The organism is Pseudomonas sp. LB3P81 (genome assembly GCF_054897965.1).
The window spans coordinates 5221540-5236343 of record NZ_JBUBVG010000001.1; the positions used below are offsets into that span (position 1 = coordinate 5221540).

General features: G+C 60.0%; 16 protein-coding genes. 8 read left to right on the forward strand and 8 right to left on the reverse strand.

Translation table 11 applies throughout. From position 1 onward, the window contains the following. Nucleotide 1: 1 nt before the first annotated feature. Both ACYZTL_RS24305 and ACYZTL_RS24310 read left to right on the forward strand, forming a co-directional pair. Complete coding sequence (locus tag ACYZTL_RS24305) at nucleotides 2-667, forward strand: methionine ABC transporter permease (protein WP_461953863.1); 666 nt, start codon at nucleotides 2-4, stop codon at nucleotides 665-667. A 78-nt stretch (nucleotides 668-745) separates the two neighbouring features. After that, nucleotides 746-1516: a MetQ/NlpA family ABC transporter substrate-binding protein gene (locus tag ACYZTL_RS24310; protein WP_461953864.1), complete on the forward strand. Its 771-nt coding sequence runs from the start codon at nucleotides 746-748 to the stop codon at nucleotides 1514-1516. A gap of 156 nt (nucleotides 1517-1672) precedes the next feature. On the opposite strand, the gene soxR is transcribed toward ACYZTL_RS24310, so the two are convergent. Then, nucleotides 1673-2128: a redox-sensitive transcriptional activator SoxR gene (soxR, locus tag ACYZTL_RS24315; RefSeq protein ID WP_461953865.1), complete on the reverse strand. Its 456-nt coding sequence runs from the start codon at nucleotides 2126-2128 to the stop codon at nucleotides 1673-1675. A 95-nt stretch (nucleotides 2129-2223) separates the two neighbouring features. Here soxR and ACYZTL_RS24320 point away from each other — a divergent pair, with 95 nt between their 5' ends. Continuing rightward, entirely contained in the window at nucleotides 2224-2589 is a 366-nt protein-coding gene (locus ACYZTL_RS24320) for an antibiotic biosynthesis monooxygenase (RefSeq protein ID WP_461953866.1), read from the forward strand. On the opposite strand, the gene ACYZTL_RS24325 is transcribed toward ACYZTL_RS24320, so the two are convergent. The 4 genes from ACYZTL_RS24325 to msuE all read right to left on the reverse strand — a co-directional run bounded on the left by ACYZTL_RS24325 (nucleotide 2586) and on the right by msuE (nucleotide 6825). Continuing rightward, nucleotides 2586-3689, reverse strand: coding sequence for a sigma-54 interaction domain-containing protein (locus tag ACYZTL_RS24325; protein ID WP_461953867.1), 1104 nt, complete (start codon nucleotides 3687-3689; stop codon nucleotides 2586-2588). The two genes, ACYZTL_RS24320 and ACYZTL_RS24325, sit on opposite strands and share 4 nt — an antisense overlap. A 21-nt stretch (nucleotides 3690-3710) precedes the next feature. Continuing rightward, nucleotides 3711-4898 (reverse strand): acyl-CoA dehydrogenase family protein, encoded by a 1188-nt coding sequence (locus ACYZTL_RS24330; RefSeq protein ID WP_461953868.1) that lies wholly within the window; start codon nucleotides 4896-4898, stop codon nucleotides 3711-3713. A gap of 207 nt (nucleotides 4899-5105) precedes the next feature. Continuing rightward, nucleotides 5106-6251: an FMNH2-dependent alkanesulfonate monooxygenase gene (ssuD, locus tag ACYZTL_RS24335; RefSeq protein WP_461953869.1), complete on the reverse strand. Its 1146-nt coding sequence runs from the start codon at nucleotides 6249-6251 to the stop codon at nucleotides 5106-5108. Between the two features lie 10 nt (nucleotides 6252-6261). Beyond that, nucleotides 6262-6825, reverse strand: a complete 564-nt coding sequence (gene msuE, locus ACYZTL_RS24340; RefSeq protein ID WP_461953870.1) for an FMN reductase — start codon at nucleotides 6823-6825, stop codon at nucleotides 6262-6264. A 402-nt stretch (nucleotides 6826-7227) separates the two neighbouring features. Between msuE and ACYZTL_RS24345 the strand changes: the two genes are divergently transcribed. The 4 genes from ACYZTL_RS24345 to ACYZTL_RS24360 all read left to right on the forward strand — a co-directional run bounded on the left by ACYZTL_RS24345 (nucleotide 7228) and on the right by ACYZTL_RS24360 (nucleotide 11400). Next, nucleotides 7228-7497: a hypothetical protein gene (locus tag ACYZTL_RS24345; RefSeq protein ID WP_461953871.1), complete on the forward strand. Its 270-nt coding sequence runs from the start codon at nucleotides 7228-7230 to the stop codon at nucleotides 7495-7497. A gap of 96 nt (nucleotides 7498-7593) precedes the next feature. Continuing rightward, nucleotides 7594-8208, forward strand: a complete 615-nt coding sequence (locus tag ACYZTL_RS24350; RefSeq protein ID WP_461953872.1) for a LysE family translocator — start codon at nucleotides 7594-7596, stop codon at nucleotides 8206-8208. 161 nt (nucleotides 8209-8369) lie between these two features. Further along, a complete protein-coding gene (locus tag ACYZTL_RS24355) occupies nucleotides 8370-9527 on the forward strand; it encodes a cysteine desulfurase family protein (protein ID WP_461953873.1) in 1158 nt (385 codons plus the stop codon). A 64-nt stretch (nucleotides 9528-9591) separates the two neighbouring features. After that, complete coding sequence (locus tag ACYZTL_RS24360) at nucleotides 9592-11400, forward strand: aminopeptidase P family protein (protein WP_461953874.1); 1809 nt, start codon at nucleotides 9592-9594, stop codon at nucleotides 11398-11400. Here the strand turns inward: ACYZTL_RS24360 and ACYZTL_RS24365 are convergent. After that, nucleotides 11393-12313 (reverse strand): LysR family transcriptional regulator, encoded by a 921-nt coding sequence (locus ACYZTL_RS24365; protein WP_461953875.1) that lies wholly within the window; start codon nucleotides 12311-12313, stop codon nucleotides 11393-11395. The genes ACYZTL_RS24360 and ACYZTL_RS24365 overlap by 8 nt on opposite strands. Before the next feature lie 104 nt (nucleotides 12314-12417). On the opposite strand from ACYZTL_RS24365, the gene ACYZTL_RS24370 reads away from it, so the two are divergent. Next, entirely contained in the window at nucleotides 12418-13416 is a 999-nt protein-coding gene (locus ACYZTL_RS24370; protein ID WP_461953876.1) for a zinc-dependent alcohol dehydrogenase family protein, read from the forward strand. Here the strand turns inward: ACYZTL_RS24370 and ACYZTL_RS24375 are convergent. Both ACYZTL_RS24375 and ACYZTL_RS24380 read right to left on the reverse strand, forming a co-directional pair. Beyond that, entirely contained in the window at nucleotides 13413-14003 is a 591-nt protein-coding gene (locus tag ACYZTL_RS24375) for a 2-hydroxychromene-2-carboxylate isomerase (RefSeq protein WP_461953877.1), read from the reverse strand. The two genes, ACYZTL_RS24370 and ACYZTL_RS24375, sit on opposite strands and share 4 nt — an antisense overlap. 36 nt (nucleotides 14004-14039) lie before the next feature. Next, nucleotides 14040-14768: an SDR family oxidoreductase gene (locus tag ACYZTL_RS24380; protein WP_461953878.1), complete on the reverse strand. Its 729-nt coding sequence runs from the start codon at nucleotides 14766-14768 to the stop codon at nucleotides 14040-14042. Nucleotides 14769-14804: the final 36 nt, after the last annotated feature.

Sequence of the window (14804 nt, forward strand, 5' to 3'; positions counted from 1 at the left end):
CATGGCCGAGTTGTTCAAAAACATTTACTGGGCCGATATCGGTCAGGCCTGCCTCGACACGTTGAGCATGCTCGGTGCCGCCCTCGGTTTCACCGTGCTGCTAGGGTTGCCGCTGGGCGTGGTGCTGTTCCTCACCGGCAAGCGCCAGTTGCACGAAGCGGTCGGCGTTTACCGGGTGCTGTCGGTGATCGTGAACATGCTGCGTTCGCTGCCGTTCATCATTTTGCTGATCGTGCTGATTCCCCTGACCACGCTGCTGGTCGGCACCTCGCTGGGCGTGCCGGGGACCATTCCACCGCTGGTGGTCGGTTGCACACCGTTCTTCGCGCGGCTGGTGGAAACCGCATTGCGCGAAGTCGATCGCGGGGTGGTGGAAGCGACCCAGGCCATGGGCGGCACCACCTGGCAAATCATCCGTCACACCTTGTTGCCCGAGGCCCGGGGAGGGTTGCTGGCGGCGGTCACGGTGACGGCGATCGTGCTGGTGGATTACACGGCGATGGCCGGGGTGATTGGCGGTGGCGGACTGGGCGACCTGGCGATCCGCTACGGCTACCAGCGTTTTCAGACCGACGTGATGGTGGTCACCGTGGTGCTTTTACTGATTCTGGTTCAGGCACTGCAAATGACCGGCGACCGATTGGTGGCGCGCTACAGCCGACGATAAAAATTTGATTCAACCATTAAAAAAAAACGGCCCCACGTCCGCCCCACGACGGCCACTCAATCTGCCTAGGAGCACACCATGAAAAAGACCCTGGCCATTCTGGCTGCCCTCGTATCGTTGAGCGTTCACGCCAACGAAAAACTCACCGTCGGCGCCACGCCGGTGCCGCACGCGGAAATCCTCGAATTCGTCAAACCGACCCTGGCCAAGGAAGGCGTGGACCTGGACATCAAGGTCTTCACTGACTTCATCCAGCCCAACCAGCAGTTGGCGTTGAAGAACCTCGACGCCAACTATTACCAGTACCGGCCGTTTCTCGATGACTACAACAAAACCCGCCACACCGACCTGGTGCCGGTGGTGGGCGTGCACATCGAACCGTTCGGGGTCTATTCGACCAAAATCAAAAACATCGCCGAGCTGAAGGATGGCGCCACCGTGTCCATCCCCAACGACCCGGTGAACACCGGCCGCGCGCTGGTGCTGCTGCACGAAGCCGGGCTGATCAAACTCAAGGATCCGAGCAACACGCTAGCCACTCAGCGCGACATCATCGAAAACCCGAAACACCTGAAAATCCGTGAACTGGAAGGTGCGTTGCTGGCGCGTTCGGTGAGCCAGGTGGACCTGGCGTTCGTGTTTGCCAACTACGCGCTGGAAGCGGGGATCGACACCCACAGTGCGTTGATCGTCGAGAAGGGCAAGAGCCTGTACATCGAGTTTCTGGTGGCCCGGCCGGACAACATCAATGACCCGGGTTTGCAGAAACTGGCCAAGGCGTTGAATTCCGATGAGGTGCGGCAGTTCATCCTGAGCCGCTATAAAGGGCAGATTGCGCCGGGGTTCTAAGTTCACTCATAAACTGTGGCGAGGGAGCTTGCTCCCGTTCGGCTGCGCAGCAGTCGTAATACCAGACGACGGGTTTCCCATGAAAGGACACCGCAGCCTGGATTGGGGCCGCTTCGCGACCCAGCGGGAGCAAGCTCCCTCGCCACAGTTATGCGATCAACTCGATTCCAACAGCTGCGCCCCCGACCCCTGTTCCCCCAACACATCACCAAAATTGCGCAACGGACACGCCTCCATCGACAACCACCCACACCCTATACAGCCATTGAGCTTGTCCCGCAGCAAGGTCAGCTGATTGATCCGCTCATCCAGCTCCCGACTCCACTGCGCCGACAGCACCTTCCAGTCCGCCGCCGTCGGCGCCCGGTTATCCGGCAAGGATTTCAACGCTTCACCAATCTCCGCCAGCGGAATCCCCAGCCGCTGCGCCACTTTGATCAACGCCACCCGCCGCAACACTTCCCGTGGATAACGCCGCTGGTTGCCCTGATTGCGAGTGCTTTTGATCAAACCTTTGGATTCATAAAAATGCAGCGCCGTGACCGCCACGCCGCTGCGCGCGGCCAATTGGCCGACAGTGAGTTCTTTATGCAGATTTTCCGAGGTGATCATTTGAAAATTGCCCCTTGACCTCTAGTTAACTCGAGGTTTTACCCTGCAGGCCTTCGGATCGCAAGATCCGGCTTACACGTCAGTGGGGACTCTTCATGCAAGCGCCAGAGAAAAATCGCAGCTTCACCCAATTGATCGAATTCGAGATCGAACCTCATCAGCAACCTGCATTGGTGACGGCGTTATCGCAGCAAACCGAACGCCTGGCCCAAGGCTACAGCGGATTTCTGAGTGCCAGTATCCAGCCCAGCGACGATGGCCAGCGGGTGCTCAATTACCTGCAATGGCAATCTCGCGAGGCAGGGGAGGCCGCGTTCCGCAGTTTTGAAAGCGGCGAGCAGGATTTCTGGCAACTGATCCGCGCCCATCAGGCGAAAACCGTGACGTTCGGCTCGTTCCAGGTTTTACACAGCCTGGAACGCAGCCACGACAACGCGTTGCACTGCAATCTGGTGGGTTAGATCGACAGCTGCATCAAGCGCTCGCCCTGCAGGTTTTCCGTGGGGCGGCGCTTGTTCACCGCCAGTTCACCGATCTTGATCAATCGCGTGCGCGTCACGTTGCGGCTCAACCCCAGCAGCGCTGCCGTGTGCACCTGGTTGTAATGACTGAAGCGGTAGGCCGCGCGCAACAGGGCGTCTTCGACCTTCTCGTGCAGCGCACCGGCCTGTTCCTCGAAGAGTTTCTGAAACGCCCGATCAAGCAAGGCTTCCGGTGAATCGTCGAGGTGGCTGTGGTAGTCGTCCTGACGCTCGATGCGCATGTTCGACAGGCGCAGGTCGTCGCGCTCGATCACGCCGTTTCGGCAGATCAGCAGGGTGTGATGAATGACGTTTTCCAGTTCGCGGATGTTGCCCGGCCAACTGTAACTGCGCAGTTTCAGTTCGGCCTCTTTGCTGATGGTGATGGAGCCGTAACCCAGGCGCTGGCTGTAGGATTCGACGAAGTGCCGGGTCAGCGGCAGGATGTCGTCGGGACGATCACGCAGCGGGCTCAGTTCCAGGCTGACCACGTCGAGGCGGTAATACAGATCCTCGCGGAAATGCCCGGCGTTGATGGCTTTTTCCAGTTGCACGTTGGTCGCCGCCAGCACGCGCACGTTGATCGGAATGCTCTTGCGCGAACCCAGTCGCACCACTTCGCGTTCCTGCAACACCCGCAGCAACTTGACCTGAATCGCCATCGGCAGATCGCCGATTTCATCGAGGAACAACGTTCCGCCATCAGCCTCTTCGAACCAGCCAGCCTTGGCGCTCAAGGCCCCGGTGAAGGCGCCTTTTTCGTGGCCGAACAGCTCGGCCTCGACCAGGGATTCGGAGAACGCACCGCAGTTCACCGCCACGAACGGCCGGCTGCGACGGGCGCTGAGGTTGTGGATATGCCGCGCCACCAACTCCTTGCCAGTGCCGGTTTCGCCAATGATCAGCACGCTGGCTTCGCTTGGCGCGACTTGTTGGATATGGGCGAGCAAGGCCTGGGATTTCGGGTCTTCGAACACTTGAGCCGTGGCGCGGATCGAGGTGGCCAGGGCGGGCGAGGGCGGTAAGGTCAGCAGTTGCATGGGGCAGGCTCCATGAGAGGGCTATGAATAGAAAGTCGGAATCGGCAGGGACTGGTTCAGTGCCCAATCGCCCAGTTCATGGAGTTTGTAATCCACCGGGTCGTGCAGGGTTTGCGTGCGCAGGTTGCGCCAGTGGCGGTCCAGCCGCAGGGAGGCGTGAGTCGAACGCGCGCCGGTCACTTCGAACAGCCGGCTGCAAAGTTCGAGGCCGTTGCGGGTGGCGGCGACCTTGGCCGTGGCGATGGCCGTGGCCAGATGTCCGCGCTCTTCGGCGCTGAGGTTCGGGCCTTTCGCCCAGGCCTTGTCGAGCAGATCGGCAGCGCGTTCCACCAGCAATCGAACTCCTTCAAGCGCCACCCAGAATTCACCGTAATGGCCGAGCACGTACGGATCCTGACGCACATCCTGAGCGTTGGATTTGTGCCATGGGCGGGTTTCGGTGAGGGTGTATTGCCGCGCTTCTTCGAAGGCGCCTTCGGCAATGCCGAGGAACATGTGGGTGAACGTCAACTGCGCGATCAATGGTCGCAGGCAGGCGAACGGTGTGCTCAACGGGCCCGGGTCGAGCAGCAATTCCGATTCCTCGACCCGCACCCGTTCGAACGTGGCGCTGCCGCTGTCGGTCTGGCGCTGGCCCATGTTGTTCCAGTCGTTGTGCAGGGTGATGCCGCTACGGCCACTGGGAATGGCGGCGATCAACAGCTTGCCGCCGACACTTTCGTCCACCGCCGAGGCGATCAGCATTTCCGAATCGCTGGCACCGGAGCAGAAACTTTTCTTGCCGGAAAACTCGCGCCAGCCACTGAGTTTCTTCACCACAGTGCGGGTGTCCAGCGGGTTGAGGGCATTACCCCAGAACCAGTTCTTGCGCGCCGTTTGTTCGAACCACGGCTGCCATTGCTCGGGCCGGGCGAACAGACGCACGGTGGCGAGCATCAGGTGATGAAAACCGAAGACGTGGGCAATCGAACTGTCGACCTTGGCGAACTCGCGCACGATGGTCAGGGTTTCACTCCAGCTGGCGCCGAGGCCGCCGTACTGGACTGGAATGCTCAAGGCGAGCAGGCCGCTGTGGCGCAGGGCGTCGCGTTCGGCTTTTGGCGTACCGCCACGTTCATCGCGCTCGACAGCGGTCAAGGCAAACTCGGCGGCCAACTGGCGGGCGGTTTGCAGGGGGGATAACAGGGCGCTTTGCGGCTTGGCAGTCACGCGGGGGTTCCTCATGAAATTCGATACAAACCTTTCGGGGGGCGGCCTTTGTGGCGAGGGAGCTTGCTCCCGCTCGGCTGCGCAGCAGTCGTAAATAGGCTAACGCGATCCTTCAAAAAAACCGTGCAGGCCTGTATCGGACTGCTGCGCAGTCCAGCGGGAGCAAGCTCCCTCGCCACAGTATTCGCTGTCCCTTCGAGATTCGTGTCAGGCCGTGGCTTTGGTGGGCAGGACGTCATTGGCGATCATTTCGCCAAACGGCCCGGTGAGGTTGGTGACGCCGCGTCCGGCCAGGCTGGCATACGGTTCAGGCAACAGCGGGAACACCAATTCGGCAAAGCGATACGCCTCTTCAAGGTGCGGATAGCCGGAGAAGATAAAGCTCTCGATCCCCAAATCCGCGTATTCCTTGATTCGCGCCGCCACTTGCTGCGGATCGCCCACCAGCGCTGTCCCGGCACCGCCGCGCACCAGGCCGACACCGGCCCAGAGGTTGGGGGCGATTTCCAGGTTGTCGCGACGTCCGTCATGCAGCGCCGCCATGCGCCGCTGGCCTTCGGAATCGAAACGCGAGAACGACTTCTGCGCGGCGGCGATGGTCTCGTCGCTGATGTGTTCGATGAGTTTGTCCGCGGCTTTCCAAGCCTCTTCGGCGGTCTCGCGCACGATCACGTGCAAGCGAATCCCGAACTTCACCGTGCGCCCGTTGCGTGCCGCGCGCTCCCGTACATCGGCGAGTTTTTCTGCCACGGCGGCCGGCGGTTCACCCCAGGTCAGGTAGACATCGACCTGTTCGGCGGCCAGTTCATGGGCGGCTTCGGACGAGCCACCGAAGTACAACGGTGGATAGGGTTTCTGCACCGGTGGATACAGCGCCTTGGCGTTCTGCACCTGCAAATGTTTGCCTTCGAAATCCACCGCTTCGCCTTGCAGCACACGGCGCCAGATCTGCAGGAATTCGTCGGTGACTTCGTAGCGTTCGCCGTGATCGAGGAAAATGCCGTCGCCACGGTTTTCGTCCGGATCGCCGCCGGTCACCACGTTGATCAGCAAACGGCCGTTGGACAGTCGATCCAGCGTAGCCGCCATGCGCGCCGAGACCGTCGGCGAGATGATGCCCGGACGTATCGCCACCAGATAGCGCAGGCGTTCGGTCAACGGCACCAGCGCCGAAGCGATCACCCACGAATCCTCGCAGGAGCGCCCGGTGGGAATCAGCACGCCGTGGTAGCCGAGGCTGTCGGCGGCCTGGGCCACTTGTTTCAGATAATTGAGGGTCACCGGACGGGCGCCCTGAGTGGTGCCCAGATAATGGCCGTCGCCGTGGGTCGGCAGAAACCAGAAAACATCCATGAAGAGATCCTTAAGCGATTTTCAGCAGATTTTTGGAGGGCACGCCGAACAACGGCGCGGCGCGTTCTGCAGCAAGGCGAATGCGGGCCTTCAAGGGCTCACTGATTATTTGGTAATTGGCGAAATCGGCTTCGGTGGCGTAGACGCCGATTGGCAGGGTCAGCGCCTGGAAGAAACTGAACAGTGGGCGCAACTGATGATCGAGAACCAGCGCATGCCGTTCGCTGCCACCGGTGGCGGCGAGCAGCACCGGCGTATCGATCAGCGCGTTTAGATCGATCAGGTCGAAAAGGTGTTTGAGCAGGCCCGGATAGGAACCGCGATAAACCGGCGCGGCGACGATCAGCAAATCGGCGTTCTCGATGGCTTGCAGCTCGGCTTCGATGTCGGCGCTCAGTTCCTGGCGTGACAGTGCGGCGCCCAATGGCCGGGCAATGTCGCCCAGTTCGATCAGCTTGCTCTCGATCGGTAATTGCCCAGCCAGTTCGGCCAACAGCGCTTGGGTCAGCACCAACGTGCGGGACGGCCGCCAGGTACCGCCGGACAGGGCAACGACTTTCAATGGACGCGACATGAACAGTTCCTTTTTAAACAGTTGCTCAGCGAGCAGTGAGTAGTCACAGGGCTTGAGCAAGAGCTGTACCAATCCATCGAGCCCATGTTTTCCGTGGCTTGCAGCGTATTGATGAAAGCGCGCTGTTCGATTTAAAGGACTGTTTGTTGAATGACTGTTGCCTGGCAAACAGTTGCGTGGGCAACAGTTGTGTAAGGCGATGGCGTTGTTATAAAGCTTCGTTGTTATTCCGTAAAAGACCATAAATTAATATTTATAGATCATTCGGAGATATGAAAGATGTGGATTGACCGTCATTAGGCAAAGTCGATAGCCACTATCGAAAGCGTTGATTTCTGCCCATCGAATGGCGCGGGTAGCCTGTGTTCATTGACCCGAACCCAGATGTCAGGACGTCACACCATGAAACCTCTACTTGCCACTTTCTTGCTGCTTGCGGTCTCCGTACTCGCCGGATGTGCCAGCCATGTTTCCCCGGAACTGCGGCCTTACACCGCTGAAGAAACCAAGGAACTGGCGCTGGAGGCGTTGAATCGTCGCGGCTTGTCCTTCGACGAATACCACGCGAAAAAAGCCGAATTGCTCGGCGAACCGCAGAAGTCCTTCAGTTTCGATAAGCAAGGCGAGATGAACGCCGAGCGTGCTGTTCAGCTTCACGGCCGTCCAAGCTGAGACTGTACTGCTCGAAGTTTCACGCAACTGTCCATGGGTTTCCCGCAGGGTGTGCGATAGGGTCAATACCTGACTGACCCTGATGGACTGCCACCCATGACGCTCTCGCTCGATTTGCTGCTGGGCTTTGCCCTGTTTGCCCTCGTCACCTCGATCACTCCCGGCCCGAACAACACCATGTTGCTGGCATCGGGCGTGAACTTCGGCTTTAACCGCACCATCCCGCACATGCTTGGCATTACCTGCGGCTTCTTTGTGCTCGTCATGGCAGTAGGTTTCGGCCTGGGTGCAGTGTTTCAAACCTATCCGTTGCTCTACACGGTGCTGCGATACGTCGGCGCGGCGTATTTGCTGTACCTGGCATGGAAAATCGCGCATTCCGGGCCGGTATCCGACGGTGAACAGGGGGAGAGCAAACCGATCAGTTACCTCGGCGCCGCGGCGTTCCAGTGGGTCAACCCCAAGGCCTGGATCATGGCCATCGGTGCGATCAGCACTTACACGCCGATGCAGGGCTATTTCACCAACGTTGTCGTGATTGCCGCGGTCTTCGCCCTGATCAACCTGCCGAGCGTCGGTGTCTGGGCGGCGTGCGGCACGCTGTTGCGCAACGTGCTCAAGGACCATCGCTGGTTGCGCCTGTTCAACTGGGGCATGTCCGCGCTGCTGGTGGTTTCGCTCTATCCGTTGTTGCTCGAAAGCTTTAGCTGACGCATTGCTTCATCCGGTTGCCCGATGCCTGTTAAGCTCGACTTCAGGAGCGTTCCTACGCACTTTTCAATGAAGTCGTACTTCTATTACGCATTCGATCAGGTATTGCTGGTTGACTGGTTTCCAGCACCTGATCCCGGAACAAGCTCTGCGAGTCTTTTATGAATAAACGTCCGTTGTATTTCGACTACGCCGCCACCACGCCGGTGGATGAGCGGGTCATCCAGGTCATGGTCGAATGTCTGGGTTTCTCCGGAAATTTCGGCAACCCGGCGTCCAGCTCCCATGCGTTCGGCCAGCAGGCCCGGCAAACGGTCGAGCAGGCGCGGCAGCAGGTGGCCGAACTGGTCGGCGCGCAAGCAGACCAGATCGTCTGGACCTCCGGCGCCACCGAATCCAACAACCTCGCCCTCAAGGGCGTGTCCCAGGCCCGGGGCACATCCGGCGGCCATGTCATCACCAGCCAGATCGAACACAAGGCGATTCTCGACACTGCGAAGCAATTGCAGGACGCGGGTGTTGCGGTGACGTATCTGGTGCCGGACGAGGAAGGTCTGATCACCCCGCAAGCCGTGAGCGAGGCGATGCGCGAAGACACCTTTCTGGTGTCGCTGATGCTGGTCAACAACGAGCTGGGCACGGTCAATGACATCGCCGCCATCGGCGAAGTGGTGCGCGCCCGCGATGCACTGTTCCATGTCGACGCCGCTCAGGGCGCGGGGAAAGTGGCAATCGACCTGGCGCGGTTGCCAGTGGACCTGATGTCGTTTTCGGCGCACAAAATCTACGGCCCCAAAGGCATCGGCGCCTTGTATGTCGGGCTTCGCGCGCAGCAGCGTTTGCAGGCGCAGATTCACGGTGGCGGCCACGAAGGCGGTTTGCGTTCAGGTACGTTGGCGACTCATCAGATTGCCGCCATGGGCGTGGCCTTCGCGTTGGCGGCGCAACTGTTCGATGAAGAGAAAGCCACGATCGTGCGTCTGCGTGAGCGCTTGCTTAAGCAGCTACTGAGCATTCCAGGCGTTCGCCTCAACGGCAGCGCCACCCAGCGAATTCCCCATACCCTGAGCCTGACCTTCAACGAAGGCGAGTTCAACTCGGCGGCATTGAGCACCTCGATCGCCTTTTCCGCGACCTCGGCCTGCAACTCCGCCAGTAATGCGCCATCCCACGTGCTGCTTGCCCTGGGGCATGACGCCCGTTCGGCGAGTCGCACCATTCGCTTGAGCCTGGGCCGGTTTACCACCGAGCAGGATATCGACCAGGCGATACACCTGATTAAAGCGGCCTGCGCCAGTGCTCCGGCATTTTGGCAATAACGCCTTAAGTGCCGACGCTGATCGGCGCTCAACAACAATGATGAAGTGATTAGCAGGAGAGATGATGAGTACGCAGCCTTCGATCAATGGATCGGTGCCCGAGCGCCTGGCGCACACCCGCGAGCTGATGAGCCGGGAGGGCATTCATGCCCTGCTGGTGCCGTCGGCCGACCCGCACCTGTCGGAATACCTGCCCGGTTACTGGCAAGGGCGGCAATGGCTGTCGGGCTTTCACGGCTCGGTCGGCACGCTGATCGTGACGCCGGATTTCGCCGGCGTCTGGGCAGACAGCCGTTATTGGGAACAAGCGACCAAGGAACTCAACGGCAGCGGCATCGAGCTGGTCAAGCTGCAACCGGGTCAGCCCGGGCCGCTGGACTGGCTGGCCGAGCAAACCCCTGAAGGCGGCGTGGTCGCGGTGGACGGTGCGGTGATGGCCGTGGCCTCGGCTCGCACGCTGGGGGGCAAACTCGAAGAACGCGGCGCCCGTTTGCGTACCGACATCGATCTGTTGAACGATGTCTGGAGCGATCGCCCGACACTGCCGAACGAGCCGATCTATCAGCACTTGCCGCCTCAGGCGACGGTCAGCCGTGGCGAAAAACTCGCCAGTCTGCGCGAGGTGTTGAAAGAGCGGGGCGCCGATTGGCATTTCATCGCCACCCTGGACGACATCGCCTGGCTGTTCAACCTGCGCGGCGGCGATGTGTCGTTCAACCCGGTGTTTGTTTCCTTTGCGCTGATCAGCCAACAACAGGCGACCCTGTTCGTGGCGTTGAGCAAAGTCAGCGCCGAGTTGCGCGCGATCCTCGAGCAGGACGGCGTAACCCTGCGCGACTACAGCGAAGTGGCCGACGCCTTGCGCGCGGTGCCAAGCGGCGCGAGCCTGCAAGTCGATCCGGCGCGCGTCACTGCCGGTCTGCTGGACAACCTGGACAGCGGCGTAAAACTGGTTGAAGGCCTGAACCCGACGACACTGGCCAAATCGCAAAAAAGCCTGGCCGATGCCGAGCACATCCGTCAGGCCATGGAGCAGGATGGCGCGGCGCTGTGCGAATTCTTCGCCTGGCTGGAGTCGGCGTGGGGCCGCGAGCGCATCACCGAACTGACCATCGACGAACACCTGACCGCGGCGCGCACTCGTCGTCCGGATTATGTGTCGCTGAGCTTCAACACCATTGCCGCGTTCAATGCCAATGGTGCGATGCCGCATTACCACGCCACCGAAGAAGAGCACGCGGTGATCGAAGGCGACGGTCTGTTGCTGATCGACTCCGGCGGCCAATATTTGGGCGGCACCACCGACATCACGCGAATGGTGCCGGTCGGTACGCCGACCGACGAGCAGAAGCGTGATTGCACGCGAGTGCTCAAAGGCGTCATCGCACTGTCCCGTGCGCAATTCCCTCGGGGCATTTTGTCGCCGTTGCTGGACTCCATCGCCCGTGCGCCGATTTGGGCGGAAAGCGTCGATTACGGCCACGGCACCGGGCACGGTGTCGGCTACTTCCTCAACGTTCACGAAGGCCCGCAAGTGATTGCCTATCAAGCCGCTGCAGCACCGCAAACCGCGATGCAGCCGGGCATGATCACCTCCATCGAACCGGGCACTTACCGTCCGGGCCGCTGGGGTGTGCGGATCGAGAACCTGGTGTTGAACCGTGAAGCGGGCAAGAGCGAATTCGGTGAGTTCCTGAAATTCGAAACCCTGACCCTGTGCCCAATCGACACCCGCTGCCTCGAGCCGTCGCTGCTGACGTCGGACGAAAAACAATGGTTCAACGCCTATCACGCCGAAGTGCGCGAACGTTTGAGCCCGTTGCTTGACGGCGCAGCGCTGGAGTGGTTGAACACTCGAACCGCCGCTATCTGATCGGCCTGAGCTCAGGCGCTGAATGCAGCGCCTGGCTCATGTAATCGACGAAGGCTTTGACCCTGGCGGATTGGCGACGATTCGCCGGGGACACGGCATGGATCGGCAGCGACTGCGCAATGTAGTCCGGCAGAATCGCCGTCACTCGCCCGGCTTTCAGATCCTCGCTGAACAGCCACACCGGCGACAGTGCAATTCCCAGTCCTCCCAGCACCATCTCGCGGATAGCCTCCGAGTTATTGCTCTGTGCGTTGCCCCTGATCCGCACCTCGTGGCGTTGATTGTTTTTCTCGAAAACCCATAAATTCTGACTGTTCAACAGATTGAACTGCAGGCAATTGTGCCCGCTCAGTTCTTCCGGTGATCGCGGTTTTCCGTGTTGCTTGAGGTAGTCCGATGCTGCGACGGTCACGCGATAAGTAGTGCCGATGTGGCGGGCAATCAGGCCGCTGTCGTTCAGCTCGCCGATTCTGAACGTGACGTCCAGCCCTTCGCGGACCAGGTCCTGGTTTTGATCACTCAGTTGCAGGTCAATGTCGATACCGGGATGGCGCTTCAGGAATTGCGCCAGGCGCGGGGCAATCTGCAAGCGCCCGAAGCTGACCGAGGAGCCGATACGCAAGTGACCGGCAATGCGCTCCCGACCGGACTGGAAGCAGTGCTCGGCAGCATCGACGGCCGCTAGGATTTGTCGACATTCGTCGTAGTAGCGCTGACCTTCATCGGTCAGGGAAAGCTGACGGGTGCTGCGGGCGATCAATTTTCCACCCAGTTCGGTTTCCAGCGCTTTTAATACTTTGCTGATGGTTGGCTGGCTGGTCTGCATCTCTCGGGCAACGGCAGAAAAGCTGCCGCGTTCGACGACGCGTACGAAGATCGCCATTGCATTGAGTTTATCCACGGGGTTTCTCATTGATGCCAAGCGGGCATGATCACTATAGCGATATAGCGTCTTATCGGTATGAGTGAACAGGAGGAAAATTTATCCCACAGACACCTCTGACGGGAATATGCGAAATGACGGACTCAATTGAAATGCGCGCTCTGATTGTCGACTCGGCTAATGCGCCGCTACGCTTGGCTTCCATTCAACGGCCGGTGCCCGAAGCGGGGCAGGTGCTGGTCCGGATCAAGGCCAGCGGGGTGAATCCGCTGGACGGGAAAATCCGTGCCGGCCAGGCGGCTCATGCGCGTCAGCCGTTGCCGACGACAGTGGGCATTGATCTGGCGGGTATCGTTGAAGTTGTGGGGGAGGGTGTCAGCGGATGGCGGCCGGGCGATGAGGTTTATGCCATGGCCACCGGAATTGGCGGTGCGCAGGGTTCTTTGGCCGAGTACGCAGCGGTCGATGCCCGGTTGCTGGCGCGTAAGCCAGGCAATTTGAGCATGCGTGAGGCAGCGGGATTGCCGCTGGTGCTGATCACGGCGTGGGAAGGATTGGTGGATCGGGCGCGGGTACAAGCAGGCCAGAAGGTGTTGATTCACGGTGGGGCGGGTGGTGTGGGTCATGTTGCGGTACAAATTGCCCGCGCCTTTGGTGCCCAGGTGTTTGCTACAGGTTCTGCACGGCAGCAGGCAATCATCGAAGGTTTCGGCGCGACGTTTATTGATTACCGCCAGTCTTCGGTCGAGCATTATGTAGCGCAGCATACGGCCGGAGAGGGCTTCGATATCGTTTACGACACGGTGGGCGGTGAAACCCTCGATGCTTCATTCAAGGCGGCGCGGGTTTATCACGGTCATGTGTTGAGTTGCCTCGGTTGGGGGCAGCACAGTCTGGCGCCTCTCTCGTTTCGCGGGGCAACCTATTCCGGCGTGTTCACGTTGTTGCCGTTGCTCACCGGTGTGGGGCGCGAGCATCACGGGGAGATTCTTCGCGAGGCGGCGCGGTTGATTGAGACGGGCAAGCTGAGGCCGTTGATGGATCCCCGGACGTTCACACTGGAAACTGCCGAGTCCGCCCATGAGCTGCTCGTTTCGGGAGCGGCTCAGGGACGGTTGGTCATCGAGATTTAACGCAGGGCTCCAAGGACGAAGTCCAGTCTGTCCTGGCCGAAGAACAACTGGTTATCGACAAACATGCTGGGTGCGCCGAATACACCGCGTTGCACGGCCTTCTCGGTGTTGTCCTTGAGCGCGGCTTTGACGTCTTCATCAGCAGTCAGAGCCAGCACTTCATTGGGATCAAAACCGTTCTGCGCCAGCACCGAGGCGACGGTCGCCGGGTCATCGAGGCTGCGACCCTCAACCCAAATCGCATGAAACAGACAGTCGATGAAGGCCTGGAAGCGTTCCGGATGGCGTAGTTGCATGCCGGTGACCGCGCGCATCAGCATCAGCGTATTGATGGGAAAGTTCGGATTGAACTTCAGCGGCACGCCATAGCGTCTGGCATAACGATCAAGGTCCTGAAACATATAGAGGCCCTTGGCTGGAATGGTCGCTGGTGAAGCATTGCCGGTGGCCTTGAAGATGCCGCCCAGCAGGATCGGAATGTAGATCAGCTGACTGTCGGTCTGCGCGCAGATTTTCGGCAGTTGAGTATTAGCCAGGTAGGTGGCGGGGCTGCCGAGGTCGAAGTAGAACTCCACGGTTTTGCTCATGGTCGATGCTCTCTGATTATTGTTGTAGGGGAGGGCTTACCAGCGTTCGCTCCAGGGGCGCAGGTCCAGCTCGAAGGTCCAGGCGTCGCGGGGCTGGCTGTGCAAGTACCAATAGTTCTCGGCAATGTGCTCGGGATTGAGGATGCCGTCCTGATCCTTGGTCGCATACTTCTCGGGGAACGTATCGCGAATGAAATCGGTATCAATGGCGCCATCGACGACGACGTGAGCAACGTGAATGTTCATCGGTCCCAGTTCGCGTGCCATGCTCTGGGCCAGCGCACGAATGCCATGCTTGGCGCCAGCGAATGCCGCAAAACCTGCTGCGCCACGCAGGCCGGCGGTGGCACCGGTAAACAGGATAGTGCCTCGTTGACGCGTGGCCATGCGCTTGGCCACTTCACGGGCATTGAGAAAGCCTGAGAAGCAGGCCATTTCCCATATCTTGAAATACTTGCGCGCGGTTTCTTCGAGAATACTGCACGGCACGTTGGCGCCGATGTTGAACACAAACGCTTCGATGGGGCCGATCTGGCTTTCAATCTGCTCGACCAGCGCAATCACGTCCTCTTCCTTGCGGGCATCGCAGGCAAAGCCATGGGCTTCACCGCCAACAGCGTTAATGGCGTCCACCAACGGCTGGAGTTTGTCGGCACTGCGCCGGGTGACACAGGCAACGAAACCTTCTTGCGCAAAACGTTTGGCGATAGCGCCGCCGGTGGCATCACCTGCGCCGACAACCAGTACGACCTTCTTGTTATTCATGGGTAGATCCCTTTGCTAAACGATCGTTAACTAAAC

Excerpts from the sequence above, each read along its gene's own strand:
- ACYZTL_RS24305 (WP_461953863.1), top strand. The coding sequence starts at position 2 with ATGGCCGAGTTGTTCAAAAACATTTACTGGGCCGATATCGGTCAGGCC.
- ACYZTL_RS24310 (WP_461953864.1), top strand. The coding sequence starts at position 746 with ATGAAAAAGACCCTGGCCATTCTGGCTGCCCTCGTATCGTTGAGCGTT.
- soxR (WP_461953865.1), bottom strand. The coding sequence starts at position 2,128 with ATGATCACCTCGGAAAATCTGCATAAAGAACTCACTGTCGGCCAATTG.
- ACYZTL_RS24320 (WP_461953866.1), top strand. The coding sequence starts at position 2,224 with ATGCAAGCGCCAGAGAAAAATCGCAGCTTCACCCAATTGATCGAATTC.
- ACYZTL_RS24325 (WP_461953867.1), bottom strand. The coding sequence starts at position 3,689 with ATGCAACTGCTGACCTTACCGCCCTCGCCCGCCCTGGCCACCTCGATC.
- ssuD (WP_461953869.1), bottom strand. The coding sequence starts at position 6,251 with ATGGATGTTTTCTGGTTTCTGCCGACCCACGGCGACGGCCATTATCTG.
- msuE (WP_461953870.1), bottom strand. The coding sequence starts at position 6,825 with ATGTCGCGTCCATTGAAAGTCGTTGCCCTGTCCGGCGGTACCTGGCGG.
- ACYZTL_RS24345 (WP_461953871.1), top strand. The coding sequence starts at position 7,228 with ATGAAACCTCTACTTGCCACTTTCTTGCTGCTTGCGGTCTCCGTACTC.
- ACYZTL_RS24350 (WP_461953872.1), top strand. The coding sequence starts at position 7,594 with ATGACGCTCTCGCTCGATTTGCTGCTGGGCTTTGCCCTGTTTGCCCTC.
- ACYZTL_RS24355 (WP_461953873.1), top strand. The coding sequence starts at position 8,370 with ATGAATAAACGTCCGTTGTATTTCGACTACGCCGCCACCACGCCGGTG.
- ACYZTL_RS24360 (WP_461953874.1), top strand. The coding sequence starts at position 9,592 with ATGAGTACGCAGCCTTCGATCAATGGATCGGTGCCCGAGCGCCTGGCG.
- ACYZTL_RS24365 (WP_461953875.1), bottom strand. The coding sequence starts at position 12,313 with ATGAGAAACCCCGTGGATAAACTCAATGCAATGGCGATCTTCGTACGC.
- ACYZTL_RS24370 (WP_461953876.1), top strand. The coding sequence starts at position 12,418 with ATGACGGACTCAATTGAAATGCGCGCTCTGATTGTCGACTCGGCTAAT.
- ACYZTL_RS24375 (WP_461953877.1), bottom strand. The coding sequence starts at position 14,003 with ATGAGCAAAACCGTGGAGTTCTACTTCGACCTCGGCAGCCCCGCCACC.
- ACYZTL_RS24380 (WP_461953878.1), bottom strand. The coding sequence starts at position 14,768 with ATGAATAACAAGAAGGTCGTACTGGTTGTCGGCGCAGGTGATGCCACC.